Origin of the sequence: Antrihabitans auranticaus, from assembly GCF_016481275.1 — a bacterium.
Taxonomy (GTDB): Bacteria; Actinomycetota; Actinomycetes; order Mycobacteriales; family Mycobacteriaceae; genus Antrihabitans.
On record NZ_JAEMNW010000001.1, the window covers coordinates 1 to 25,473 of the forward strand.

At 64.1% G+C, this 25,473-nt stretch carries 25 protein-coding genes; 4 read left to right on the plus strand and 21 right to left on the minus strand.

The window, feature by feature from the left end; genetic code table 11:
• Positions 1-482: 482 nt before the first annotated feature.
• Both tyrS and JGU72_RS00010 read right to left on the minus strand, forming a co-directional pair.
• Entirely contained in the window at positions 483-1,754 is a 1,272-nt protein-coding gene (gene tyrS / locus JGU72_RS00005) for a tyrosine--tRNA ligase (protein ID WP_374101042.1), read from the minus strand.
• Positions 1,751-2,377 carry a DNA-3-methyladenine glycosylase gene (locus tag JGU72_RS00010; protein ID WP_307828239.1) on the minus strand — a complete coding sequence of 209 codons (627 nt, stop codon included), beginning with the start codon at positions 2,375-2,377 and terminating at the stop codon, positions 1,751-1,753. The genes tyrS and JGU72_RS00010 overlap by 4 nt, the downstream gene beginning before the upstream one ends.
• 95 nt (positions 2,378-2,472) lie before the next feature.
• Between JGU72_RS00010 and JGU72_RS00015 the strand changes: the two genes are divergently transcribed.
• From JGU72_RS00015 to JGU72_RS00025, 3 genes are read left to right on the plus strand one after another with little or no spacing between them, the layout of a single operon-like run.
• Entirely contained in the window at positions 2,473-3,207 is a 735-nt protein-coding gene (locus JGU72_RS00015) for an ABC transporter ATP-binding protein (protein WP_199681733.1), read from the plus strand.
• On the plus strand, positions 3,204-3,959 hold the full coding sequence (locus JGU72_RS00020; protein WP_199681734.1) for an ABC transporter permease: 756 nt from the start codon (positions 3,204-3,206) through the stop codon (positions 3,957-3,959). The genes JGU72_RS00015 and JGU72_RS00020 overlap by 4 nt, the downstream gene beginning before the upstream one ends.
• Before the next feature lies 1 nt (position 3,960).
• Positions 3,961-4,575 (plus strand): TetR/AcrR family transcriptional regulator, encoded by a 615-nt coding sequence (locus JGU72_RS00025; RefSeq protein ID WP_199681735.1) that lies wholly within the window; start codon positions 3,961-3,963, stop codon positions 4,573-4,575.
• Here the strand turns inward: JGU72_RS00025 and JGU72_RS00030 are convergent.
• From JGU72_RS00030 to argC, 10 genes are all read right to left on the minus strand, one after another.
• Entirely contained in the window at positions 4,572-4,823 is a 252-nt protein-coding gene (locus JGU72_RS00030; RefSeq protein ID WP_307828240.1) for a Trm112 family protein, read from the minus strand. The two genes, JGU72_RS00025 and JGU72_RS00030, sit on opposite strands and share 4 nt — an antisense overlap.
• Before the next feature lie 15 nt (positions 4,824-4,838).
• Positions 4,839-7,802, minus strand: coding sequence for an acyl-CoA synthetase (locus tag JGU72_RS00035; RefSeq protein ID WP_199681736.1), 2,964 nt, complete (start codon positions 7,800-7,802; stop codon positions 4,839-4,841).
• Between the two features lie 91 nt (positions 7,803-7,893).
• Positions 7,894-9,309 (minus strand): argininosuccinate lyase, encoded by a 1,416-nt coding sequence (argH, locus tag JGU72_RS00040; RefSeq protein ID WP_199681737.1) that lies wholly within the window; start codon positions 9,307-9,309, stop codon positions 7,894-7,896.
• Positions 9,306-10,520, minus strand: coding sequence for an argininosuccinate synthase (locus JGU72_RS00045; RefSeq protein WP_199681738.1), 1,215 nt, complete (start codon positions 10,518-10,520; stop codon positions 9,306-9,308). The genes argH and JGU72_RS00045 overlap by 4 nt, the downstream gene beginning before the upstream one ends.
• 42 nt (positions 10,521-10,562) lie before the next feature.
• Entirely contained in the window at positions 10,563-11,054 is a 492-nt protein-coding gene (locus tag JGU72_RS00050; protein ID WP_199681739.1) for an arginine repressor, read from the minus strand.
• Positions 11,051-11,986 (minus strand): ornithine carbamoyltransferase, encoded by a 936-nt coding sequence (gene argF / locus JGU72_RS00055; RefSeq protein WP_199681740.1) that lies wholly within the window; start codon positions 11,984-11,986, stop codon positions 11,051-11,053. Before argF ends, JGU72_RS00050 begins: the two co-directional genes overlap by 4 nt.
• Positions 11,983-13,167: an acetylornithine transaminase gene (locus tag JGU72_RS00060; protein WP_199681741.1), complete on the minus strand. Its 1,185-nt coding sequence runs from the start codon at positions 13,165-13,167 to the stop codon at positions 11,983-11,985. The genes argF and JGU72_RS00060 overlap by 4 nt, the downstream gene beginning before the upstream one ends.
• Complete coding sequence (argB, locus tag JGU72_RS00065; protein ID WP_199681742.1) at positions 13,164-14,054, minus strand: acetylglutamate kinase; 891 nt, start codon at positions 14,052-14,054, stop codon at positions 13,164-13,166. Before argB ends, JGU72_RS00060 begins: the two co-directional genes overlap by 4 nt.
• Entirely contained in the window at positions 14,051-15,250 is a 1,200-nt protein-coding gene (gene argJ / locus JGU72_RS00070) for a bifunctional glutamate N-acetyltransferase/amino-acid acetyltransferase ArgJ (RefSeq protein ID WP_199681743.1), read from the minus strand. Before argJ ends, argB begins: the two co-directional genes overlap by 4 nt.
• The gene (gene argC, locus JGU72_RS00075; protein WP_233530993.1) at positions 15,247-16,287 is read right to left on the minus strand and encodes an N-acetyl-gamma-glutamyl-phosphate reductase; all 1,041 of its coding nucleotides are present in this window, start codon (positions 16,285-16,287) and stop codon (positions 15,247-15,249) included. Before argC ends, argJ begins: the two co-directional genes overlap by 4 nt.
• Before the next feature lie 308 nt (positions 16,288-16,595).
• On the opposite strand from argC, the gene JGU72_RS00080 reads away from it, so the two are divergent.
• A complete protein-coding gene (locus JGU72_RS00080; RefSeq protein ID WP_199681745.1) occupies positions 16,596-17,405 on the plus strand; it encodes an enoyl-CoA hydratase in 810 nt (269 codons plus the stop codon).
• Here the strand turns inward: JGU72_RS00080 and JGU72_RS00085 are convergent.
• From JGU72_RS00085 to infC, 9 genes are all read right to left on the minus strand, one after another.
• The gene (locus tag JGU72_RS00085) at positions 17,402-18,130 is read right to left on the minus strand and encodes an N-acetylmuramoyl-L-alanine amidase (RefSeq protein ID WP_307828241.1); all 729 of its coding nucleotides are present in this window, start codon (positions 18,128-18,130) and stop codon (positions 17,402-17,404) included. The genes JGU72_RS00080 and JGU72_RS00085 overlap by 4 nt on opposite strands.
• Positions 18,123-19,154 (minus strand): hypothetical protein, encoded by a 1,032-nt coding sequence (locus JGU72_RS00090; protein ID WP_199681746.1) that lies wholly within the window; start codon positions 19,152-19,154, stop codon positions 18,123-18,125. Before JGU72_RS00090 ends, JGU72_RS00085 begins: the two co-directional genes overlap by 8 nt.
• Positions 19,151-19,570: a hypothetical protein gene (locus tag JGU72_RS00095; RefSeq protein ID WP_374101043.1), complete on the minus strand. Its 420-nt coding sequence runs from the start codon at positions 19,568-19,570 to the stop codon at positions 19,151-19,153. Before JGU72_RS00095 ends, JGU72_RS00090 begins: the two co-directional genes overlap by 4 nt.
• A 41-nt stretch (positions 19,571-19,611) precedes the next feature.
• Positions 19,612-22,080, minus strand: a complete 2,469-nt coding sequence (gene pheT / locus JGU72_RS00100) for a phenylalanine--tRNA ligase subunit beta (RefSeq protein ID WP_199681748.1) — start codon at positions 22,078-22,080, stop codon at positions 19,612-19,614.
• Positions 22,081-22,110: 30 nt separating this feature from the next.
• Positions 22,111-23,142: a phenylalanine--tRNA ligase subunit alpha gene (gene pheS / locus JGU72_RS00105; protein WP_199683093.1), complete on the minus strand. Its 1,032-nt coding sequence runs from the start codon at positions 23,140-23,142 to the stop codon at positions 22,111-22,113.
• Between the two features lie 49 nt (positions 23,143-23,191).
• On the minus strand, positions 23,192-24,028 hold the full coding sequence (locus JGU72_RS00110) for a TrmH family RNA methyltransferase (protein ID WP_199683094.1): 837 nt from the start codon (positions 24,026-24,028) through the stop codon (positions 23,192-23,194).
• Entirely contained in the window at positions 24,028-24,417 is a 390-nt protein-coding gene (gene rplT, locus JGU72_RS00115) for a 50S ribosomal protein L20 (RefSeq protein WP_199681749.1), read from the minus strand. Before rplT ends, JGU72_RS00110 begins: the two co-directional genes overlap by 1 nt.
• A 64-nt stretch (positions 24,418-24,481) precedes the next feature.
• On the minus strand, positions 24,482-24,676 hold the full coding sequence (rpmI, locus tag JGU72_RS00120) for a 50S ribosomal protein L35 (RefSeq protein WP_199681750.1): 195 nt from the start codon (positions 24,674-24,676) through the stop codon (positions 24,482-24,484).
• Between the two features lie 59 nt (positions 24,677-24,735).
• Positions 24,736-25,353, minus strand: coding sequence for a translation initiation factor IF-3 (gene infC, locus JGU72_RS00125; protein ID WP_199683095.1), 618 nt, complete (start codon positions 25,351-25,353; stop codon positions 24,736-24,738).
• Positions 25,354-25,473: the final 120 nt, after the last annotated feature.

Here is a 25,473-nt window from a genome sequence, read left to right on the forward strand (position 1 = left end):
CATTATGACTAGCAAACCACCCTCCCCCTGACAGGGATGAAAGAAGAAGGATGATCAAAACCAAACAAAAAACATTTGGCACTGACATTCATCGACACACTGTTGAGTTCTCAAAGAACACGCGCACACCAGTTACCTCGGAACTTTCCGGGGGATTCTGGGGCAACCGTTCCATCTTAGCCTATCCGGTCCCCGCCGTCAAAGCCGGGTTCCATCTGAGCCAGTTCGAAGCAAGCGATCCTAGGACCTCTGTACTTCTTGATTGTGGCCTAAGCGCTCAACCGTCCAACCTCGTGTCCCGTGAACCTTGCGGCTCTGGCCTCTCGGCTCCGGGTCGGTGTCCGTGTCGCTCTGACTTGAAGAAAGTTACGTGAACAAGAACACCACGTCAAATCGCCTGGTCGGGGGACTTTCGCACGGTAAAACCGCAGGTCGGTCAGCGCCATTCACCGGGAGTTCACTGCGAATTACAACAATGTGATTCAGACCACCGACTGGACGCCCGCAAAGTTGCGTTTGCCGCGACGAATCACCAGCCAGCGACCGTGCAGGAAGTCCGCCGTCGACGGAGTCCAGGTTTCGTCGTTGATCCGCTCGTTGTTCACCGACGCTCCGCCCTCCTTGACGGTTCTCCGCGCAGCGCCTTTGCTCTCGCACAGTCCGCTCAGAACCAGCAGATCGACGATCGAACTCGGGTCGTCGGCGCGTAGTTCGGCAACCGCGGCCTCACGCAGTGCGGCTGCAAGGGTCGACTCGTCCAGATCGTCCAGTGCGGCCCGGCCGAACAACGCCTGGCTCGCAAGTTCGACCGCTCGCGTGTTCTGCTCGCCGTGGACGAGCGTTGTCATCTCGGCCGCGAGGCGACGTTGCGCCTCCCTGGCGTGTGGGCGTTCGACCGTTGCGGTCTCGAGTTCGGCCAGTTCCTCGGCCGACAGGAATGTGAACCACCGGAGGTAACGAACTACGTCGGCATCACCGGTGTTCACGAAGTACTGATACCAGGCGTAGGGGCTGGTCATCGTCGGGTCGAGCCACAGGCTGCCGCCACCCGTCGACTTACCGAACTTCTTCCCGTCCGCCGAAGTGACCAGGGGCAGCGTCAGCGCATGCACCGACTCGCTGTCGACCCGGCGGTTCAGCTCAACGCCGGCGATGATGTTGCCCCACTGATCCGAACCGCCGACCTGCAGCGTGCAGCCGAAATTGCGCCGCAGATGCAGAAAGTCGTTGGCCTGCAACAACATGTAGCTGAACTCGGTGTACGACATGCCCTCGCCTTCGAGCCGTCGCTTGACGGTCTCGCGCGACAGCATGACGTTCACCGAGAAGTGCTTTCCGATGTCGCGCAGGAAATCGATCGCCGTCAGCGGGCCCGTCCAATCGAGGTTGTCGACGATCACCGCGCCAGTTGGCGAGTCGTCGATATCAACGAACCGCTCCAGTTGAGAACGAATCCGAGCAGCCCAGTCCGAAACCGTGTCTGCTGAGTTCATGGTGCGTTCGCCGACGTCACGCGGATCACCGATCAGTCCGGTCGCGCCGCCCGCCAACACGATCGGCCGATGTCCTGCGAGCTGGAATCGGCGCAGCGCAAGCAACGGAACCAGGTGTCCCGCATGCAAACTCGGTCCCGTCGGATCGAAACCCGAGTACAAGGTGACCGCTCCCCCGTCGACCGCGGTGCGCAGCGCTTGCAGGTCGGTAGATTGCGCAAGAAGTCCGCGCCAGGTCAGTTCGTCGACGATGTTGGTCACGACGTCGATCTTTCCGCATCGATGGGAGCCGGTGCACGGGGGTTTCTCCGGTAGGCCGACACCGCCGCCGATTCGGGTAGCCAGAGTCGCCACGGCCGATCCGGTGCCGTGCTGATGCCGACTCGCGGTCCGGACTGCCACCTGTCGACAGAGTCCAGTTCGAGGCGCGTCCTCGACCCTGCGTCGAAGAGCCGAGTCCCGTTGTCCGACAGATTTATTGCCAGGACCTTGCCCAGATTGCCGGGTCCACGGGCAAGGTCGGAGAAGCGACGAACCGCGGGCCTGCGCTGAGTCACGACGTCGATCCCTTCGACCACCTCCGCCGATCTCAGCAGTACTGCGCCGGCGATCCCGGGCGGTCCGCAGGTGACGTTCAAGCAGAAGTGCATGCCGTAACTCAGGTACACGTACAAGGTCCCCGCTTCACCGAACATCACCCGGTTTCGCGGCGTCGGCCCGCGATACGAGTGTGCGGCAGGGTCCGGCCACGGTCCTGCGGGATCGCCACCGTAGGCCTCGACTTCGACGATGCGAACTGCCACGTCGTCGACCGTCAAAGTTGCGCCCAGAATCCGGCTGGCAGCGGTCACCGGATCGACGTCCAACAGGGCTCCCAGCGTCACATATTCGATTGTGCCGCGCCTCTTGACCTGCGATTCATCAGGGTCTATAAATTCACTACGTGATGAGTTCATCACCCGATGAATTGGAGCGGTAGATGTCGAGATCCGTCGACGCGGACGCTATTGCGATCCGGAATCTGAACGTGCAACGAGGCAAGAAGGCAGTGCTGCACGACGTCAGCCTGTCAGTTCCGCGTGGTTCCATCACGGGACTGCTCGGACCGTCCGGGTGCGGTAAGACCACCCTGATGCGCTGTGTCGTCGGCACACAAATCGTCGAATCAGGCGAGGTCACAGTGTTGGACCAGCCTGCGGGATCGGCACCTCTACGATCCCAGGTCGGATATGTAACCCAGTCCCCCAGCATCTACTCCGACCTGACCGTGCGCGACAACGTCGCGTACTTCGGCGCTTTCTACCGTAAGACCTCCGCAGACGTCTCGGCTGCGATCGATTCGGTCGGTCTGACCGAACACGCAAAGCACCGCGGCGACGAACTGTCCGGCGGTCAACGCACTCGAGTTTCGCTCGCATGCGCGCTGGTTGCAGACCCCGCACTGCTCGTGCTGGACGAACCCACGGTCGGCCTCGATCCTGTCCTTCGAGTCGAACTTTGGGACCGCTTCGCCGCGCTCGCTGCCAAAGGCACAACACTGCTCGTGTCGAGTCACGTCATGGATGAAGCCGAACACTGCGACCAGCTGCTTCTGATGCGTGACGGCAAGCTGCTCGCCGAACTTCCGCCCGACGAACTCCGCGCCCGAACCGGCGAAACCAGTTTGGAGAACGCCTTCCTCTCCCTCATCAGAAGTGCAGGAGCGCCGACATGAACGCGAGTGCCTACGCCGCAACGACGATTCGAATCCTCAAGCAGCTCAGGGCAGATCACCGAACGGTAGCTATGATCGTCGTCGTTCCCGCCGTCCTGATGACGCTGCTCTACTTCATCTATCAGGATTACCCGACCCTGCCGGGCCAGCCGTCGCTGTTCGACCGCGTCGGGATCAGCATGCTCGGAATCCTCCCGTTCATCGTGATGTTCCTGATTACCGCGATCGCGATGCAGCGCGAGCGCACCTCCGGAACGCTCGAACGACTGATGACGACACCGGTGTCGAAGCTCGACCTGCTCGGCGGATACGGAAGCGCATTCTCAGTCGCCGCGGCCGTACAGGCAGCCTTTGCCTGCGCTGTGAGCTTCGGCCTGCTCGGTCTCCAGATCAAGGGCGGAATCAGCCTGGTCATTCTTGTTGCAATGGTCGATGCCGTGCTCGGCGTGGCACTCGGTCTTCTCGCAAGTGCTTTCGCCCGCACCGAGTTTCAGGCCGTGCAGTTCATGCCGCTGGTCGTCGCGCCGCAAATCTTCCTGTGCGGATTGCTGGTTCCACGAAGCCAGCTGCCGGGCTGGCTCGAGGCGATCAGTAACTTCATGCCGCTGAGTTACGCCGTCGACGCGCTGAACGAAGTTTCCGTGCACACGACCGCAACAGGGCTGATGTGGCGTGACCTCATGGTGGTGGCGGCGTTCGCAGTGGTGGCCCTGTGCCTCGGGGCGGCAACTCTCCGACGGCGGACCCCCTAACGTGAGCAAACCAGCAGGACAGCAGGACGGCGGCCGCACCGGTCGCCGTCCAGGACAGTCCGGGACGCGGGAAGCAATTCTCGACGCTGCGCGCCACCGGTTCGCGCAAGTCGGCTTCGACAAGGCCTCGATCAGGTCGATCGCCGCCGAAGCTGGAGTCGACTCCGCGCTGGTCCACCACTATTTCGGGACGAAACAGGACCTGTTCGTCGCAGTCGTCGCGCTACCCGTCGATCCCGTAATCGTGCTGGGCCCCCTGAACGCGGCACCTATCGATCGGCTCGGCGAACAGATCATTCGCACCGTTGTCGGGGCATGGGATTCGCCCGCCGGAGTCGGTGTTCTCGCAGCGTTTCGCGGAGTTATCGCGGGCGCCGATCCGACGCTGATCCGCACGTTTCTCGTTGAGATTGCGCTCAAGGACGTGCGCGTCCGCGTCGACGTTCCGAAGGGGTCCGGCGATAAGCGGATTGCGCTCGTTGCGTCGCAGATGTTCGGGTTGCTTGCCGCACGCAAAATCATCGAGATCGAACCCATCGCTTCGATGTCTCTCGACGAGTTGGTGCCGTTGGTGGCGCCGACGCTGCAGCGCTACCTCACCGGCGATCTCCCCTAGTTCTCTTCGCCATCCAGCTTCGGGGCTTCGATGCCGGCGGAGACAAGGCGTTCGTGCTCGGCGTCGTCGGCGACGTCACGAGCATCATCGATCAGCAGCACCGGGATGCCGTTGTCGATCGGGTACGCCCGTCGCAGCCGCGGGTTGTAAAAGATGTTCTCCGCCTTGACCAGCAGCAACGGACCATGGTCCTGCGGGCAGGCGAGGATGCTGTGCAGGGTCGGATCGAGCACGAATTCTGTCTCCACGGCAGCGACGCTACGCTAGCTCGCCGAGTCGGTCGGGAACAGCCTCGAGGCAACCTCTTCGGTGAGTTCCTTGTAGATGCCGTCGTGAACGTCGTAAATCCACGTCAACGGTCCGGGTTTCGGCAATCCTTCTGCCCGCAGAGCGAACGCGCCCGGCCGATACGACGAGCTCACCGGCAATTCGTCGACCACATGGACCAGGTCGGGGCGGTCCGATGGGAGCAGTTGGCGAAGTGCCCCCGACACAATGTCCGCAGTGATGGTCCTCCCCTGCTGCACCGTGACGGCCCCGACCGCGAGTTCGTGACTCCCGACCGGAATGCCATATGCAACAGCAAGATCGACTTCCTGCACCTCGTCCAGAGTGTCGACGATCGGCTGCGTGTACACCGGACCGCGTGCGGACCTGACTACCGTCTTCTTCGCGTCCATCAGCCAGTAGTCGCCGTCCGCGTCACGCCGGAACAGGTTCTCCGTCGGGACCCATGCGTCGCCTTGCTCGAACACCCCGCGCATGACACCCTTGCCGACCTCGACACCGGTATTGACCCTGCCCATGAGGATGCCGACTTCGTCATCGTCACACCGGCGCACAAGTCCCTCGGCGTCCTCCTGCAGTTTGCCCGCGATCGGGTCGAACGCCGCAAGTTCCACGCGTGCCGTGCCAGGAACGGGGCGACCCTTGCAACCGATCTTCGCGCCCGACACGTTCGCGAGGACGACATCGCCCTCAATGGACGCGTAGAACTCGAGAACTCGCGCCGGCTGGAACCGTTCGAGGGTCCGGTGCCACAGACCTACCGGCATACCCGAACCGATGAAAAGCCGGATCGGATGGTCTCGGCCCACAGGAATGCTGTCCGCATCGAGGATCTCGCGCAGCATGGTCCACGTGTAGGTCACCACCGTCACGCCATATCGGTGGACTTCCTCGCCGAACCGCTCTGGGTCCAGTCCGCGCGAGAGCGCGATGCGCGAACCGCCCGCGACCGCACCGCCGAGACTCACCAGCAGTCCAGACGAATGATGCAGCGGGGCAAGGCAGTACACGGTGTCCCGGCGATCGAGATCGGCTGCCGTAGCAGTACCGAATGCCGACAGGGCCCAGCGGTAGTTGGTGACCGGCTTGGTCTCCATCCGGCTCCCGGAACCGCTGAGCAGAACGAAGCCCAGCTCGCGAGCAAGCCCCGGGTTCGGGGTGTACCACGCGGGCAACCGCACCTGAGACGGATCGATCTGCTCGAGGTCGATGATGCCGTCGCCGACTTCGACGTCGAGTCCGCGGCTGTCACCGCCACCGAGGACGAGCACCTTGAGGCCCGTAGCAGCGGCGCTCTTGAGGTTGCCGGGGTCGCAGATCACCGTGTCGATTTCGGTGAGCTCGATGGCGGTCGCGAGGTCGCCGCCCGGTGGCAGTAGTACCGAGACCGCACCGAGGCGAGAGAGAGCGCCGATCGTGACGAACGCACTGGGACGGGTCTCCATAAGGACACCGACGTGCGCTGCGGGGCGAACGCCGACCTTGATCAGGCCCCGAACGACGTTGTCGATACGAGTGTTGACCGCGGCGTTCGTGTGAACGCGGTCGTCGAACAGGAAGCATTCGCCGATCGGCGCACGCCTGCCCTGTTCCGCGAGCAAACTGCCGAGCGAAATCCGGGTGTGGGGCTGAATCTGGCCGAGCCGAGCCAGACGCGGCAAGGCACGGGCCGCTTCGCCCGACAGATCGAGCGTCCCCCGCAAGGCATTGGTGGCAATCCCTGCTATGCCGCGGCCGAGACCCACGCTGACTTCGGCAACCGAGGCTGCCCGTTGCGCGACACGGCTGACGGCGGCTGCGGAATCCAGCGGCTCTTGCTCTTCTGTCATTTCGTGGACCAGTTCGGGAATAGGTCCGAGATCTTCTTTCCAGAGAACCCACTCGCCCACCGTCGGCCACGTGAGTCTGGCAGCGGTGCCGCCAACCACCAGGCCGAAATGTCCTGCACGCAAAGTAACTTCGGATACTTCGGCACGGGAGGCCGCTCGCTTGATGCCGCGGACCGCTCCTGGCTGGCCGATGTCGTCGACCTCGCCGACGAACGACAGAATCGGGCACGTGACGTCGGAGAGCGACACGGTCTGATCGTTGACGACGAAACCGCCCGACATCATCCGGTTGTGGGCGACGACCTGCTTCAGGAGTTCCGCGATGGCCGGTCCGGACCACGGCACCCAGCCCTCGTTCATCAGGAAACGGCGCTGCTGCTCGCGTGGCAGCAGTGCTTCACGGTTGTGCAGCTGTCGAACGAAATCCCAGCGCGACTTGATCGTCTTGATCGGGTCGAGAAGCTGAAAGCCGGTGCGTGCCATCTGATCCGTGATCGCGAGCCGGTTGAACACATGGTCGGCCAAGAACTCGGCGCCCCGCGACACAACGTTCGCGGGCAGGTTCACGGGCAAGTTGTTGACAAGGTCGACCGGACTACCGAAGGTGATGACGCTCGCCAGATCCTTCGAATGGCGATACGCGGCGGCTTGGTAGCAGAACATTCCACCCTGCGAGTAGCCACCGAGATGCACGTCGCGGCCGGTGTGCCGACGAACATCGGCGACGGCATCGCTCACCGCAACGACATGGTCGGTGAGGGTCCGCTCCCAGCCGCCTTCTTCGGTCGCCGGCGAGCCGAAGTCGACGACCCACGGGTCGACGCCCGCCGCACGAAGGATTCCGACGGCACCGTCCTCTTGCGTCACGTCGTACACGTCAGCAGAGATCATCATCGGCGGCACCAGTACGACCGGTGGCCGCGCGCCGAGCTCATCGTGCGGGAAATAGCGGCGCAGGCGGTACATCGGCTTGCGCTCGACGACCTCGAAAGGCGAAGAGGTAGCGCCCGTTTCGAGGCCGCCGAAGCGAAGAACCTCGAGTCCGTTCTGCGCTGTTGCGATAAGCCGCTGCAGCGGCCCACTCAACGACTCGGCGTTGATCTCAACCACGTTCACTCCCAAGCAACGTCCGGACTGCGTCTCGTTTTAGAGCTTCCCACATAGCCACGCGAGCGACGGGTTCCCCAGCGAAACTGGGTCCTTACACACACCAACCACGAAGCGAGTCCGCATGCGAGCGGACTCCGCCGAGTTGACGCGCGACCGCAGTGCCCGCCGTACCGCCTCGCGCGTTGCGAGATGCGATCGAACCGGCGACCGTGAGGACGTCGCGCACGTCGGCAGTCAGTGCTGGATCGATCGCGGCGAACTCGTCGTCGGTGAGGTCAGCAAGCCCGACCCCCCTCGCCTCCGCCTGCCGCACGCACGCGCCCGCCGCCTCGTGTGCGACACGGAACGGCACACCATGGCGGACCAGCCATTCGGCGATATCGGTCGCCAACGTAAATCCGGCGGGCGCAAGTTCGGCCATGCGGTCGGTGTGGAAGGTCAGCGTCGACACCAGCCCGGCAATCGCAGGGAGCAGCAACTCCAACTGCGCAACCGAATCGAAGACGGGCTCCTTGTCTTCCTGCAGGTCACGGTTATAGGCGAGCGGCTGCGCCTTGAGCGTCGCGAGCAAGCCGGCAAGGTTGCCGATCAACCGGCCCGCCTTGCCACGCGTGAGCTCCGAAACGTCGGGATTCTTCTTCTGCGGCATGATCGAAGATCCGGTCGACCACGCATCGGCCAACGTGACGTACCCGAATTCCGGTGTGCTCCAGATGATTACCTCTTCGGCCATCCGGCTCAGGTCCACGGCAATCATCGCGAACACGAATGCGGCCTCAGCCGCGAAGTCGCGTGACGAGGTCGCATCGATCGAGTTGTCCGCAGCACTGTCGAACTTCAGTTCCGCCGCGATCGCATCCGGGTCTAGGCCGAGCGACGAACCGGCGAGCGCACCGGACCCGTAGGGCGAGACCGCGGCGCGCTTGTCGAAATCCTGCAATCGACCGATGTCGCGGAGCAACGGGTGCGCGTGCGCCAACAAGTGGTGCGCGAGGAGCACCGGCTGTGCAGCCTGCAAGTGTGTCTTGCCAGGCATGACTGCATCCGGATGAGCGGCGGCTTGCGTCGTCAAGGCATCGACGACGTCGAGCAATCCGGCCGCGACCCGACGGACCCCGTCGCGCAGCCACATCCGAAACAGTGTCGCGACCTGGTCGTTGCGCGACCTGCCCGCGCGCAGTCTGCCGCCCAGCTCCGTTCCGACGCGATCGATAAGTCCGCGCTCGAGGGCGCCGTGCACGTCCTCGTCACTTTCCGCCGGCGCGAACGCACCCGATTGGACGTCGGCGGCCAGCAGATCGAGCCCGTCCAGCATCGGCCCGAGCTCGTCGTCACGCAGCAATCCGGCACTGTGGAGGACCCTTGCATGAGCCTTCGACGCACGGATGTCGTACGGGGCGAGCACCCAGTCGAAATGCGTCGACTTGCTCAACGCGGCCATGGCTGCCGCGGGACCGGACGCGAACCGTCCGCCCCACAGCGAGCCCTCGTTGGTCGTCGAACTCATACGCCGCGCTCGGCTGCCTGACGATCGCGCCGACCCGCAATCTTCGACGAAAGCCCATGCAGCTGAACGAATCCCTTCGCAGCAGATTGGTCGAACGTATCGCCCTCGTCGTAAGTCGCGAGGTTGAAGTCGTACAGCGAATCTTTGCTACGCCGTCCGTTGACGATGACTCCTCCGGCGTGCAGGACGAGGCGGATATCGCCGGACACATGCTCCTGGGTCTTGATGACGAACGCGTCGAGCGCGTCCTTCAGCGGAGAGAACCAGAGACCGTCATAGACGAGTTCGCTCCAACGCTGCTCCATCCCCCGCTTGTAACGACCGAGTTCGCGTTCGAGGGTGACGTGCTCGAGCTCCTGGTGGGCGGTGATAAGCACCATCGCGCCCGGAGCCTCGTAGATCTCGCGGCTCTTGATGCCGACGAGACGATCCTCCACGACGTCGAGGCGACCGACACCCTGTGCACCGGCGCGGCGGTTCAGCTCCTGGATCGCCTCCAGCACCGTCACCTCACGACCGTCGATCGCGACCGGGCGACCCTTGTCGAAGGAGATGATGAGCTCGTCGGGCGCGGTGAAGTTGACGGTCGGGTCGATCGTGTAGTCGTAGACGTCCTTCGTCGGCGCGTTCCACAGGTCCTCGAGGAAGCCCGTCTCGACTGCGCGCCCCCACACGTTCTGGTCGATCGAGAAGGGCGACTTCTTGGTGACGTTGATCGGGATGGAGTTCTCTTCGGCAAAACGGATCGCCTTCTCGCGGGTCCACGCGTAGTCGCGGACCGGGGCAAGGACCTGCAGGTCCGGAGCGAGGGTGTTGAAGCCGACCTCGAAACGAACCTGGTCGTTGCCCTTGCCAGTGCAACCGTGCGCGACGACGGTGCCGCCGTGCGTCCGGGCGGCAGTGACCAGGTGCTTGACGATCAGCGGCCGCGAGATCGCCGACACCAGCGGGTAGCGGTCCATGTACAGCGCGTTTGCCTTGATCGTCGGCAGGCAGTACTCATCGGCGAACTCGTTGCGTGCGTCCATGACGACCGACTCGACCGCACCGCAGTCGAGTGCGCGCTGACGCACCAAGTCCATGTCCTCACCGCCCTGACCGAGGTCGATGGCGACCGCGATGACTTCGGCTCCGGTCTCCTTGCCGATCCAGCTGATAGCGACGGATGTATCCAGCCCGCCCGAGTACGCAAGTACGACGCGATCGGCCATTGTTGTTGTGCTCCTTCTTCTTACGACGTGCGGTGGTGCCTGTCAGGCAAGTTCTTCGATCTTCGCGGCAAGTTGTGCGCCGGTTGTCGGCTCTCGAGCGATTACGAGAATGGTGTCATCCCCGGCGATCGTCCCGACAACGTCCGGCAGCGAAGCGCGATCCAGCGCGCTCGCGAGGTACTGAGCAGCCCCGGGTGGAGTGCGCAAAACGGCAAGGTTGGCACTGGCATCCGTAGAGACCAGCAGCTCGGAGAGCAGCTTCGACAACCGGTCGGTGCCGCCCGACACGCCACGAACCGGGCTTCCGTCTTCGGGCACGAGGTAGACGCCCACGCCCCCATCTGCTGCCCGCAGCTTGACCGCACCCAATTCTTCGAGGTCGCGGGACAACGTCGCCTGGGTGGCGTCGATGCCCTCCTCGGCGAGCAGCGCTGCGAGCTCGGTCTGGCTTCGAATCGAATTGGTCGACAGCAATTCGACAATTCGTGCCTGCCGGCCCGCACGGGTTCGTGCTACGGGTTTGGCTGCCGTCATGATCGTGCCGATTGTTTGAGAAGCCAGACGAGCAGGGCCTTCTGGGCGTGCAACCGATTCTCGGCCTCGTCCCACACCACGCTCTGTGGTCCGTCGATCACGTCGTTGGTGATCTCGTCACCGCGATGGGCCGGCAGGCAGTGCAGGACAACCGCATTCGGGTCGGCACGGCTCAGCAGGTCGGCGTTGATCTGGAACTTCCGGAACGGTCCGACACGGTCGAGGCCGTCGCCTTCCTGCCCCATCGAGGTCCACGCATCGGTGACGAGTGCATCTGCTCCCTCGACGCCGGCAATCGGATCCGTTGTGACCGTCAGTGTGGCGCCGGTCTCGGCAGCCCGCGCTCGCGAGGCTTCGATGACGCTGGGGAGTGGCGTGAAACCCTCCGGTGCGGCGATCGTCACGTCGATGCCGGCAGTCGCGCCACCCAGCAGGAGCGAATGCGCCATATTGTTCGCGCCGTCGCCGAGGTAGGTCAGTTTCAACCCGGCCAACTTGCCTTTGCGCTCTTGCAAAGTTTGCAGATCGGCGAGCACCTGGCACGGATGGAACTCGTCGGACAACGCGTTCACGATCGGAACGGTCGCACCCGCAGCCATGCGATGTAGCCGCTCCTGGCCGAAGGTCCGCCAGACGACGGCGTCGACGTATCGCGAGAGGACGCGACCGGTGTCTTCGAGCGTCTCTTCACGACCGAGCTGTGTCGTCCGCCCGTCGACCACGACCGCGTGACCGCCCAGCTGAGCGATACCCATCTCGAACGAGAACCGTGTGCGCGTCGAGTTCTTTTCGAAGATGACTCCCACGCCGCGCGGGCCTTCGAGCGGACGAGCCGAGAACGGGGCCTTCTTCAGCTCGGCCGCGAGGGCCAGCACCTCCGCCTGCTGGGCAGGCGTGAGATCGTCGTCGCGCAGAAAGTGTGTGAGTGTCATTGCTGCTCCTGCGCTGCGTCGAGAATGCTGGGAAGTGCCGCGACGAACGAGTCCGCCTGCTCCTCGGAGAGAATCAGGGGCGGAGCAAGCCTGATCACGTTCGGCTTTGCGGGATTCACCAGAAACCCAGCCTCGCGCGCCTCGGCGTCGACAGCCGCCGCGGCGTCGGCCGTGAGCACGATACCGAGCAACAACCCCGACCCACGGACGTGGTCCACCAAAGGGTGCCCAATGCTGTCGATGCCGTGGACGATCGCCTTACCCAGCGAGTTCGCGTGCGAAATCAGGTCCAGATCGGCGATGGTCTTCAGTACAGCCAATGCTGCTGCGGCACATACGGGATTGCCTCCGAACGTCGTGCCGTGCATACCTGGCTGCAGCAGGTCAGCTGTTGCGCCCGTCGCGATGCAGGCGCCGATCGGCAGTCCGCCGCCGAGTCCTTTGGCCAGGGTCATGATGTCGGGAACGATGCCGACAGCCTGGTGTGCATAGAACCAGCCCGTCCGTCCGATCCCGGTCTGCACTTCGTCGAGCACAAGGAGTGCACCGTGCCGTTGCGTGATTTCGCGGGCCGCGAGCAGGTAGCCCTCCGGCGGTACTACGACGCCGCTCTCGCCCAACATCGGTTCGAGAAAAACCGCTGCCGTCTCGGCGTCGACGACTGCTTCGAGTGCCGCGATGTCCCCGAACGGCACGTGTACAACGCCGGGCGGCATCGGTTCGAAGGGCGCCCGCTTGGCGGGTTGCCCCGTGAGCGCAAGAGACCCCATCGTCCGGCCGTGGAAGGCCTCTTCACAAGCGACGATCTTGGTTCGTCCGGTCAGGCGCGAGATCTTGAACGCCGCCTCGTTCGCTTCCGTACCGGAGTTGCACAGCAGCACTCGACCGGGTGCACCCAGGTGCGCGAGCAACTGCTCCGACAGCGCGATGCCCGGTTCCGTCGCATAGAAGTTGGAGGTGTGCCCAAGCGTGCCGAGCTGCGCGGTTACAGCTTCGATGATTGCGGGGTGCGCGTGGCCGAGAACGTTGACCGCGATTCCGCCCAGAAAGTCGATGTACTCCTTCCCGTCGGCGTCGTACACGACTGCGCCCGCACCGCGAACCAGCGCGACCTTCGGCGTGCCGTAGTTGTTCATCATCGCGCCCGACCAGCGCTGCTGCAGTTCTTCGGTGTGTGTCATTGGACGCCGTCCCCTCGGGTCACCATCGTGCCGATTCCTTCTCCCGTGAACATTTCGAGCAGAACCGAGTGCGGCACACGCCCGTCGATGACGTGCGCGGTCGGTACACCACCGAGCACCGCACGCAGGCAGGCTTCCATCTTCGGAACCATCCCGGCATCGAGACTCGGCAGGAGTGATTCCAATGCGGTGGAATCGATTTCGGATGTCAGCGAGCCCCGGTCGGGCCAGTTCGTATAGAGCCCTTCGACATCGGTGAGGACGATCAGCTTCTCTGCGCCGATCCCCTCGGCCAACGCCGCCGCGGCGGTGTCGGCATTGATGTTGTGGACGATGCCGTCGGCGTCCGGTGCGATGGTGGACACGACCGGAATGCGCCCCGCGGCGATCAGGTCCAGCACAGCCGCCGGGTTGACAGTTGTGACATCGCCGACGAGCCCGATATCGGTCGGCAGGCCGTCGACCTGAACAGTTCGCCGAGTGGCCGTGAACAGGTGCGCATCTTCACCCGAGATGCCGACCGCGTACGGTCCGTGCGCGTTGATCAACCCGACCAATTCACGGCCGACCTGACCGAACAAGACCATGCGCACAACGTCCATGACGTCCGGTGTGGTGACGCGGAACCCACCCTTGAACTCGCCCTGCATTCCGAGCCTTCGGAGCATTGCGCTGATCTGTGGTCCGCCGCCGTGGACCACCACGGGGTGTACGCCGATCGTCCGCAGAAACACCATGTCCGCCGCAAAGGCCCGCTTGAGGTCGTCGTCGACCATCGCGTTGCCGCCATATTTGACGACGACGACCTTCCCCGTGAACTTCTGCAACCACGGCAGAGCCTCTGCGAGCACATGAGCCTTCTGTGTCGCGGTGAGCCCCTCGATCATGAGCTGTAAGCCGAGTTCTCTTCGACGTAGGCGTGGGAGAGGTCCGTGGTCCGGATCGACGCGATGGCGTCACCTACTCCGAGCGTTATGGTCAGTTCGATGTCTTCACCGCTCAGATCGACTTCACGCGCGCCGGGTGCACCGACACCGTCGATGCATACGGGATTACCGTTGAACGACACCGAGATTCGGTTCGGATCCAAGGTCACCGGCGCCATTCCCACGGCAGCGAGGACACGGCCCCAGTTCGGATCGGAACCGAAAAGCGCTGTCTTGACCAAGCTGTCACGCGCGACCGTCCGCGCGGCGGCCAGTGCCTCGTCTTCGGTCAGGGCTCCGCTTACCGTAACTTCGACACGTTTCGTCACACCTTCCGCATCGGCCATCAGCTGGTGCGCGAGGTCGTCACACACCGCTAGGACAGCTGCGTTCAAGTCTTCCTGCGACGGCGACACACCGGCTGCGCCCGAACCGAGTAGCAGCACCGTGTCGTTGGTGGAACACGATCCATCGACGTCCAGCCGGTCGAACGTCAGGCGCGTCGCAGCCCGCAATGCTTCATCGAGTTGTTCGGACGTCGCTATCGCGTCGGTGGTGATGACGCAGAGCATGGTCGCGAGCGATGGCGCCAACATGCCTGCGCCCTTTGCCATTCCACCGACCACCCACTTGCCGTCGTGGTGGAACGCGGCTTCCTTGGGCACGGTGTCGGTCGTCATGATTGCGTGCGCGGCGTCGGTGCCGCCGGAGATACCCCCCGCGAGTTCGTGGACGATCTCTGTCAGGCCGGGAACGAGCTTGTCCATCGGCAGCCGGTCACCGATGAGTCCTGTTGAGCAGACCGCGATTTCGACGGCGCCGGTTTCGGTTCCCCAATTGCTGAGCGCAGCCGCGAGTTCCTCGGCGGTTTTGTGAGTGTCCTGAAATCCGAGCGGCCCGGTACAGGCGTTTGCGCCACCCGAGTTGAGCACGACTGCGCGGATCCGGCCGGTCGACAGCACCTGCTGCGACCAAAGCACAGGTGCGGCTTTCACCTTGTTGGAGGTGAAAACTGCCGCCGCGCAATTGTCCGGACCCTCGTTGAACACGAGGGCGAGGTCCGCCTTGCCACTCTTCTTGATGCCCGCCGCGATGCCGGCCGCCCTGAATCCCGCCGGCGCAGTAACACCTTGAGTGCGAATGAGTTTCCCGTTCACGGCGCGACTCCCACGGTCGAAAGCCCGTCGGTCTCCGGCAGACCAAGGGCGAGGTTCATCGACTGGACGGCACCCCCGGCGGTGCCTTTGGTCAGGTTGTCGATCGCCGAGACGACGACGAGCAATCCAGCTGCGGCATCGACGGTCACACCGATGACGGCAGCGTTGGAACCAACAACCGAACCTGTCTGCGGGTACTGGCCTTTCGGCAGCACATGCACGAACGGCTCGTCGGCGTAAGCCTTTTCGTAGACCGCTCGTGCCTCGTCTTCGGAGACAGTCGTGGGCGCAGTACAGGTCGCGAGGATGCCGCGAGGCATGGGCACAAGGACCGGGGTGAACGACACCGCTACATCAGTACCGGACAGTGCCGACAAGTTCTGGCGGATCTCGGGCGTATGCCGGTGCACCCCGCCTACGCCGTATGCGCGCGCGGAGCCCATGACCTCGGAACCGAGCAGGTTCGCCTTCGGCGCACGGCCGGCGCCCGACGTACCGCTCACCGCAACGATATTGACCGTCGGTTCGACTATCCCCGCAGCGACGGCGGGAGCAAGCGCCAGCGTCGCCGCGGTCGGATAGCAACCGGGCACTGCGATTCTGGTTGCACCGGCGAGCTTCTCGCGCGTGCCTGGTAACTCGGGAAGGCCATAGGGCCAGCTACCGGCATGTGGGCTTCCGTAGTACTGCTCCCAGGCGGCCGCGTCGGTCAGCCGGAAATCGGCGCCGCAGTCGATGATGACCGTCGATTCGGGAAGCGCTTTGGCGAACTCCGCAGAGTTGCCGTGCGGCAGACCGAGGAATACGACGTCGTGACCCGCAAGCTCGTCCACCGTCGTGGCGACCAGCACGCGGTCGGCGAGCGGAAGGAGGTGCGGGTGGTGCTCGCCCAGAGTCGAACCAGCGTTTCCGCCCGCGGTCAAAGCGCCTATGGTCAGTTCCCCACGCGCGTAAGCTGGGTGCCCGAGCAGCAGCCGCAAGATCTCACCACCGGCATAGCCGCTCGCACCTGCGACGGCGACCGTCCAATTTCCCATGTGATTCATTATGCACGACGGTGCAAGCTCATTCATAACGGGATCGGTCGGCTCGATCGCCGAACGTGTCAGTGGGTCGAACTATAGTTCGAATATGAAGTTGATCAGTCCCGACGAGCGGGCCCGAAGGGCCACCACCGACCCGGTTGCGTATGCGCACAACGCAGGTGGCTGCGCGATCGCTTCTTCGACAGGCGACGGCTGCCGGTCCGCCCTGGACCGTTGGTCGATCCGCTCATGGTGGTGTGCGGTTGTCATGTGCCGTCTGCGACGCAGGCGGCCCGACTCCGCGCGTACTGTCGGGAACCGTGAACTTCGTCCTGGTCGACAAGCCGAAACCGCACATCGCCCTGGTCACGCTCAACAGACCCGAGCGCATGAACGCCATGGCGTTCGACGTGATGATCCCGCTGAAAGAAACCCTCGAGGCGATCAGTCACGACAACACGGTCAGGGCGGTCGTCGTGACCGGAGCAGGGCGTGGATTCTGCTCGGGCGCCGATCAGACTTCGGCGGGCAGGCCACCCCACATCGACGGCTTGACCCGGCCATCGGTTGCGTTACGCGCGATGGAAATGCTCGACGACGTGGTCCACGCTTTTCGGCGCATGCACCAGCCTGTGATCGGAGCGATCAACGGCGCCGCGATCGGCGGAGGATTCTGCTTATCCCTCGCAACGGACATCCGTATCGCCTCGACGGAGGCTTACTTCCGGGCCGCCGGAATCAACAACGGACTGACCGCCAGCGAACTGGGCCTCAGTTATCTACTGCCGCGCGCGATCGGTTCTTCGCGAGCGTTCGAGATCATGTTGACCGGTCGCGACGTGACTGCGACGGAAGCCGAGCGAATCGGCCTCGTCTCCAAGGTGACCGAACCCGGTGCATTGATCGACGAATGCGTGGACCTAGCGGACCGCATTTCCGAATTCTCCCGTCCCGGCATCGAACTGACGAAGCGCACACTGTGGTCGGGACTCGACGCGGCGAGCCTTGCGCAGCACATGAATCAGGAGGGGCTGGGACAACTGCTCGTCCGAATGTCGACGGACAACTTCGAAGAAGCGACGCGCGCTCGAAAAGAGAAGCGGCGACCAGTCTTTCGCGACGAGCTCTAAGCCCCCACATACTGGAGGATCGCGTCTGCGATCGCCTGCGCATAATGCTGGCGGCCCTCGGGTGCAGACAGCACCGCCGCTTCGACGGGGTTGCGCATATTGCCGCACTCGACCAGTACCGCCGGCCGGTCAGCCAGGTTCAGACCCGCGAGGTCGGCTCGCTCCTGCAATCCACCCGATCCTGCATAGTTCGACGGGACGAACCCCGAACCGACGAAGGCATCGCGCATCGCCTGTGCCAAACGCAGCGACGGTTCGCCCTGGCTTTCGTTCAACGGCGGAGCCGAATGGGCAACATGAAATCCAGCACCCGTCGGAGTGGCACCGTCGGCATGAATCGACACGACGGCATCGGCCACGCTGCGATTTCCGATCGCGGCACGCTCGTCGACGCACGGGCCGAATCCCGCGTCATCATTCCTCGTCATGACCACCTGCACGCCGCGGGCGGCGAGCAGATCGCGGACGCGGAGCGACACGTCCCACGTGAACGCGTGCTCCGGGTACCCCGCGTCAGTCGAGGTCCCAGTCGTGTTGCACGGCTTCGTGTTTCCACGTCCAGCCGGAACCAGCCTGTCGAGTTCGCCGGGATTCGCCGCATTTCCACCGTTGTGCCCAGGGTCGAGCACGATCAAGGGCCCTCCGGCCGAATTAGCGGTCGGCACCCCGAACACGCCCATCGCACAGCTCAGCGCCACGACGAGAAGGAGCCGACGACTAGACACCGCTCAACATCGCCAGCGTCGAGTCCGACAGAAAGAACGGTTCGAGACGCTTGCGGATCTCAGCCGTCAGCATCCCGTCCTTGTTCGCCGCATCGAGAACCGACGGGCCGTAGGCAACGATCTCAGCGACGAGGTCGGCGCCCGTCAGACCAAGTTCGGGCAGCAGGCCGGCAATCGTGTGCGACCCGTACTTGTCGAAGAACACATCGATGCACTCCTCGAGAACATGCCCGAAGTACTCCTTGTTTCGTGCTGACTCGACGAGGTCGTGAATGATCAAAACCAGATCGCGAAGCTCTTGCTGGCTCAGGTACTCGCGGAGGCCGCTGACCTTCTCGTCGGCATGCAGGTCCCAGAGTTCCATTGCCGCGTCGTGCAGTGGTGCATCGTGGATGAGTTCACGAATCGCACTGTTGGTGCGGCGCAACGCGTACTGCGCACCCTTGCCCGCGACGTCGCCGAGGAACTGGTCGAGATGCCTATCCCCTGCGCTGCGAACCTTGCTGGCCGCGCTCGCGCCGACTTTGAGGAACGTCGACATCCCCGGCAGCTTCTCGGCTCGCGCACGATTGGTCGCCAGGAAGTCCGAGACGATCTTGTTGACGAAACTCGAGGCCACGTTGGCGACGAGCGGACTCTCCGTCAAACGCTCTAGCGCCAGGTCCTGCGCGGTGTGCATCGCCAGCACGTGCTCGATCAACGCAGCCACCGGCTCGCGATCGACCACGTCGCCCAAGGTGTATTCATCGCTGGCCGAGAGGTCGTATATGGCGTCAGCGATTGCCGTCGCCATCTCCTCGATGATCGCGCTGCCGCCGATCTTGTCGACCAGCCTGTGGCCCGACTCCTTGACCTGGGCGCGATCGATGACGTCGCTGACGACCATCGTGTCCGCAATCCGGAGGACGTCCGCGACGTCGCGCTCGACCACCTCTGCGAAGCGGTGGCCGCTCAACTCCCCCAGCACGAACTCGACCTGTGCCTCCAAAAGCTTCTCGGCAAGATCCTGTGCATCCGTGGTCACTCGGTCCCCTTTGTGTCATCACTGTCGTGTGTGTGCATCGCGCGACGGATCTCTTCCAGGCGCTTGTGCCCTGCTTCTTCACGCTCTTGCCACTGCTCTTGCACGGATCTTCCGGGTGACGTCTCTGCGTTCAGTTCGCTCGATCCGACCGACCGGCCGAGTCGCTCGCGGACCTTGTCGCGAACGCGATCGAAGGTCGGAACGCCACCTGCGGTGTAGTCGGGCGGTGAGAACGACGACGTCGGAAGCTGAAGCGGCGCAGGGACATCCGGCGTTGCCGGGATCAGCGCCACCGGTTGACCGGACGCCGCCTCGTGCAAGTCCGACAGCCCCGGCCTGCCCTGCGTGGCGTCACGGACAACGTCACGTAGCTCCTGATCGGACAAAGCCTTCAGCGCAACAACAAGTTCGTTCACAACCATGCCTCCTCCACGCCCCCACCCAGGCTACGTCGTGTTCATGCCCGCAGCGTTGCTCCGACCGCCGCTGTTGCTGCGGCGACCGCTGCGTCGCGCGCGGCCGTCGCCTCGTCTTCGGTGAGGGTCCGGTCAGTCGCACGGAAACGCAGCGCAAACGTCAGAGACTTACTGCCACCCAGCTGTTCGCCCTCGTACACGTCGAACAGACGTATGTCCTCGAGAAGTTCTCCGCCACCTGTCCGCAGCGCAGACTCGACTGCACCCGCCGGAACGTCCTTGCCCACCTTCACCGAAACGTCTTGCAGCACAGCAGGGAACGCGGATACCACAGGCGAAGGCAAGTTCTCCAGGATCGGCAGTGCATCGAGGTCGAGTTCGAGCGCGCAGGTCCGCTTGGGGAGATCGGACCGCTCGAGCACCGCCGGGTGCAACTCGCCCGCATGTCCGACGACGACACCGTCGACGAGCAACTCGGCACAGCGGCCCGGGTGCCAAGGCAAATGCTGGGCGGCACGGCGTTCGATCGTCACCCCTGCGGCCGCCGCGATCGTGTCGACTGCCGCAAATGTGTCTGCGGCATCGCCGTTGCGCCCAGGTCCCCATGGGCCGTTGAGCTCTCGGTGTCCCGTGAGGACCGCGGCAATATGCACCGGCTGATGCGGCAGGGACTCGACCAGAACAGCGATTTCCGCGTCGGTCGGGCGCCGGTCTACCGGCAAGGGCTCGACAGCCCGCGTGTTCGGGCCAGGCAAAACCACCTGTGCGACGCCGAAGATCGCCAGATCACGCTGACCGCGGGAAATATTGCGACCCGCGACTTCGAGCAGTCCGGGAAGCAACGTCGTCGCGAGTTCGGGCCGGTCGGCCTCCAGCGGATTGAGCACCCGGGAGGTGACACGACGCGGATCGTCGGCGTCGAGGCCCCAGGTGTCGAACACGCCGGTCGGCAAGAACACGGGCGGAGGCACTTCGGCGTACCCGGCGTACGCAAGCGCTCGACCGATCGCGCGACGTCGCTTCTGTCCAGGGGTCAATCCGCGTCCGGGCGGCGCGGGCGGCAACACAGAGGGGATCTGCTCGAGGCCTTCGAGTCGCAATACTTCTTCGACGAGGTCCGCCGGCTGGACGAGGTCGGGCCGCCAGCTCGGCGGAGTCACCACCAACTGCCCGTCTTCGACTACCGCACAACCGATTTGGACCAAACGAGCTGTTGCTGTTCCGCGTGGGTAGTCGACGCCCGCGGTCCGGGCTGGGAGGTCCTCGTCCATTCGGATCGCCGGACGTGCACCTGGATCGCCCCCGATATCGGTGAGCAGCGGTTCGACGCGACCACCGGCGATCTCGACCAGCAACGTCGCAGCGCGATCGAGCGCCGCGATGTTCAGCGCGGGATCTACGACACGCTCGAAGCGCTTGCTCGCCTCGGACGAGAGCTTGTGCCGCCGAGCCGTCCGGAAGATCGCCAACGGATTCCATGTCGCTGCCTCGAGCAGGATGTCGGTCGACTCCGACGAAACCTCCGTCGTCGCGCCGCCCATCACACCAGCGAGCGAGATGACACCGGTGTCGTCGACTATCACAACGTCCTCGGGATCGAGCACCCGCTCGGCGTCGTCGAGAGTCCGCAGCTTCTCGCCCGCGTTCGCGCGCCGGACGATCAACTCGCCCCGGACTTTTGCCACGTCGAATGCGTGAAGTGGCTGGCCGAGTTCGAGCATGACGTAGTTGGTGACGTCGACCGCAGGGGAGATCGGGCGCACGCCGGAAAGCAGCAACCGCCGCTGCAACCACCACGGGCTGACTGCCGTCGGGTCGATGCCGGTCACCTTGCGCAAGGCGAACCTCGTTGCGCTCGAGCCTGGATCGACGGTGACCGGCCAGGCCAGACCGGTCGACGGCGGCGACTCGAGGTCGGCCGGGTCGGCAAACGCCAGGTCGAATCCGCACGCCAGCTCACGAGTGAGGCCGCGGACCGAGAAGCAGTATCCGCGGTCGGGCGTGATGTTGAGCTCGATGATCGCGTCACCGAGGCCCAGCAGCTCGTTGCCGTCGGAACCGGGCTCTGCGGTACCGGGCTCGAGCACCAGAATTCCGGAGTGATCCTTGCCGATACCGAGTTCGGCGACCGAGCAGATCATGCCGTCGGAGACACGCCCATAAGTCTTACGCGACGCGATCGCGAATCCACCCGGGAGAACCGCACCGGGCAACGCCGCCACGATCAAGTCACCGACGGCAAAATTGCGGGCGCCGCAGATGATTCCGCGCGGTTCGGACTCGCCGACGTCCACCTGGCAGAACCGGATCGGCTTCTTGAACTCGGTCAGCTCCTCGATCTCGAGCACACGGCCGACCACAAGGGTGCCCGTCACCGGAGCGAGGATATCCAGCTCCTCGACCTCCAGGCCGACGCGGACGAAGCCCGCATCCAGTTCCTCGGGGGTCACAGACCAGCCAGGGTTGGCGCGCTGCAGAATTTCGGTCAGCCACGATTGCGCTACTCGCACGTCAGGATCGCTCTCGTCTCGTCGAAAGAATTAGGACTGCACGCCGAAAGGCAGTGTGAAGCGCACATCGCCCTCGACGATGTCGCGCATGTCCGGGATGCCGTTGCGGAACTGCAAAGTCCGTTCGAGGCCCATACCGAAGGCAAAGCCAGAGTAGACATCCGGATCGATTCCGCACGCGCGCAGGACGTTCGGATTGACCATGCCGCATCCGCCCCACTCCACCCAGCCCGCGCCGCCCTTCTTTTGCGGGAACCAGATGTCGACCTCGGCGGACGGCTCGGTGAACGGGAAGTAGTTGGGCCGCATACGCGTCCGTGCGTCAGGGCCGAACAGCGCTCGCGCGAACGCGTCGAGCGTCCCGCGCAAATGCGCCATCGTCAGACCCTTGTCTACGGCCAAGCCCTCCACCTGAGAAAAGACAGGTGTGTGGGTCGCGTCGAGTTCATCGGTGCGGAACGTCCGACCAGGGCACGCCACGTAGATCGGAAGGTCGCGCTCGAGCATCGTCCGGATCTGGACCGGCGAAGTGTGTGTGCGCAGGACCTGGCGCGAGTTCTCCGGCGCGATGTGAAAGGTGTCCTGCATCGTGCGCGCGGGGTGGTCCGGCAGGAAGTTCAGGGCGTCGAAGTTGAAGTGCTCGGTCTCGACCTCTGGTCCTTCGGCGATCTCCCAGCCCATGGCGACGAAGACATCCGCGACCTGTTCGGAGATGACGGTGATCGGATGGCGCGCGCCCAGCGCCTGCCGCAGGGCCGGCAATGTGACGTCGATCGACTCCGCGACCAGAACCGCCGCATCTCTTTCGGCGAGCAAAACTTCGCGCCGCTGCTCGTAGGCAGCAGAGGCCTGCGCGCGTGCGACGTTGACGCGCTTACCGGCGTCTGCCTTCGCTTCCTTCGGCAACGCTCCCAAACCACGGCGGGCAAGGGCGATAGGTGCCTTGTCGCCCAAGTGCTCGGTCTTCGCTTCAGCGAGGGCATCGAGGTCCGCTGCGGCCGCGAACGCCTTCTCTGCCGCGGCTGCTGCCGTTGCGAGCGACTCTTCGCTCAGCGGATCCATGTCTGCCACTCCTGCCTGTGTATCGAACAAAGAAGTCGAAAGGGAAATCTTATTCGATCGGCTCGACGTGATTTCCGGCGCGGCGCTGGACGCGCGAACTCTCGTACAGGCAGATCGCGGCCGCCGTCGCAAGATTCAAGCTCTCGGCGCGACCGTGAATGGGGATCCGAATGCGGTGATCGGCCCGCGCCAACACGTCCGACGGCAGACCGTGTGCTTCGTTCCCGAACAGCCACGCTGTGGGCCGGGCCAGCACGTCATCTGCGTCATCGAGGCCGATTTCGCCGTCGGCGGCCGTGGCGAGCAGCTGAATTCCGGCGGCACCCAGCGCATCGAGTACGGCGGGAACTGCCCGCTCGCGGGCAATCGGCAGGTGAAAGACACTCCCCGCCGAGGCTCGCACACATTTGCCGTTGTGCGGATCGACCGATTCGCCCGCGAGTACGACCGCATCGGCACCCACCGCGTCTGCGACCCGGATGATCGCACCCGCGTTGCCGGGTTCGGTCACCTCCACGGGCACTGCGAGAAGCCGCGGCGACCCGACGAGAGCCCGGTCCAAGGGCACGTCGATGAGCGTCGCAACGCCGACCAGACCGGGCGGAGTGACGGTGTCACCGAGCGCTTTCGCCGCGCGATCGTCGACGAGCGTCACGAGCACACCGGACGCCTCCGCCTGCGCTACGAGCTCGACGACCCGCATACCGGCGTCCGCGACGTAGAACAGCTCCCGGACGACGCCTGCTTCGAGAGCCGCCTCGACCGCATTAGCGCCTTCGACGAGAAACTCGCCGGCTTTCCTTCGCCCCGCAGAGCGAAGGAGCTTGACAGCCGAAACGACCCGCGGCGTCCGAACGGATGCCGCGGGTCGTTCTAGAGGGTAAATCAGGCAGCCTCACCGGCGGGCGCGTTCACGTCGGCGGGCAGAGCCGCCTTGGCGATCGCAACCAGGCCGGCGAATGCCTCGGCATCGGAGACAGCAAGCTCAGCGAGGATCTTGCGGTCGACCTCGACGCCCGCGGCCTTGAGGCCCTGGACGAAGCGGTTGTAGGTGATGTCGTTCAAACGCGCTGCAGCGTTGATACGGGTGATCCACAGCTTGCGGAAATCACCCTTCCGCGCACGGCGGTCACGGTATGCGTAACCGAGCGAGTGGAGCTGCTGCTCCTTCGCCTTGCGGTACAGACGCGAGCGCTGTCCGCGGTATCCGCTCGAAGCTTCGAGAATCGAACGGCGCTTCTTCTGGGCGTTTACTGCCCTTTTTACGCGTGCCACTTGCTGAATCCTGTCGATGTATGGGGCAGGCTGACTACTTCGCCCCGGTGGTCAGAGGGAAATGTCAGATGCCGAGAAGGCGCTTGATACGCGGCGCGTCGACTGCGCTGACCGCCTCGGTGCCTTCCAAACGACGGGTCCGCCTGCTCGACTTGTGCTCGAGCAAGTGCCGGCGGTTTGCCTGCTCACGCAGCAACTTGCCGCGGCCGGTCACCTTGAATCGCTTCGAGGCGCCGCTGTGACTCTTCATCTTTGGCATGTGAATCCTCAGTTCTGCGTACTTGATTACTTCTGTGTCTTGCGTGGTCTGTGTGGCGGTCAGCTGCTCGCAGCTTCACCTGGCTGCTCAGCAGTCGGTGCCGGTGCGCCCTGCTGGGCCTTGACTCGGGTCTTCGCGCCCTTGTGCGGGGCGAGAACCATCGTCATGTTGCGGCCGTCCTGCTTGGCCGATGTCTCTACGAAACCCAATTCGGCGACATCTGCTGCGAGGCGCTGGAGCAACCGGAAACCCAGTTCGGGCCGGGACTGCTCGCGTCCGCGGAACATGATGGTCACCTTGACCTTCGAGCCGACCTCGAGGAAGCGAATGACATTGCGCTTCTTGGTCTCGTAGTCGTGGTCGTCGATCTTGGGGCGGAGCTTCTGCTCCTTGATAACCGTCTGTTGCTGGTTCTTGCGAGACTCGCGCGCCTTCTGCGCCGTCTCGTACTTGAACTTGCCGTAGTCCATGATCTTGCAGACCGGTGGACGGGCGTCGGGAGCTACCTCGACCAGGTCGAGGTCTGCTTCGATGGCGACACGAAGTGCGTCTTCAACGCGCACGATCCCAACTTGTTCACCGCCTGGTCCGATCAAACGGACTTCGGGAACTCGTATGCGATCGTTGATGCGGGTCTCAGTGGTGATGGGGCCTCCTCGGTTGAGCGGTGTCTTCATGACAACCGCGCGCAGCCTGGAACCCATCCCGCAACTCAACGAAAAGGCCCCACACTCGGCAATTGTCGAGGTAGGGCCCGATGTCGACCGGTCGTCTTGTCACAGATACCCACCGGGCAT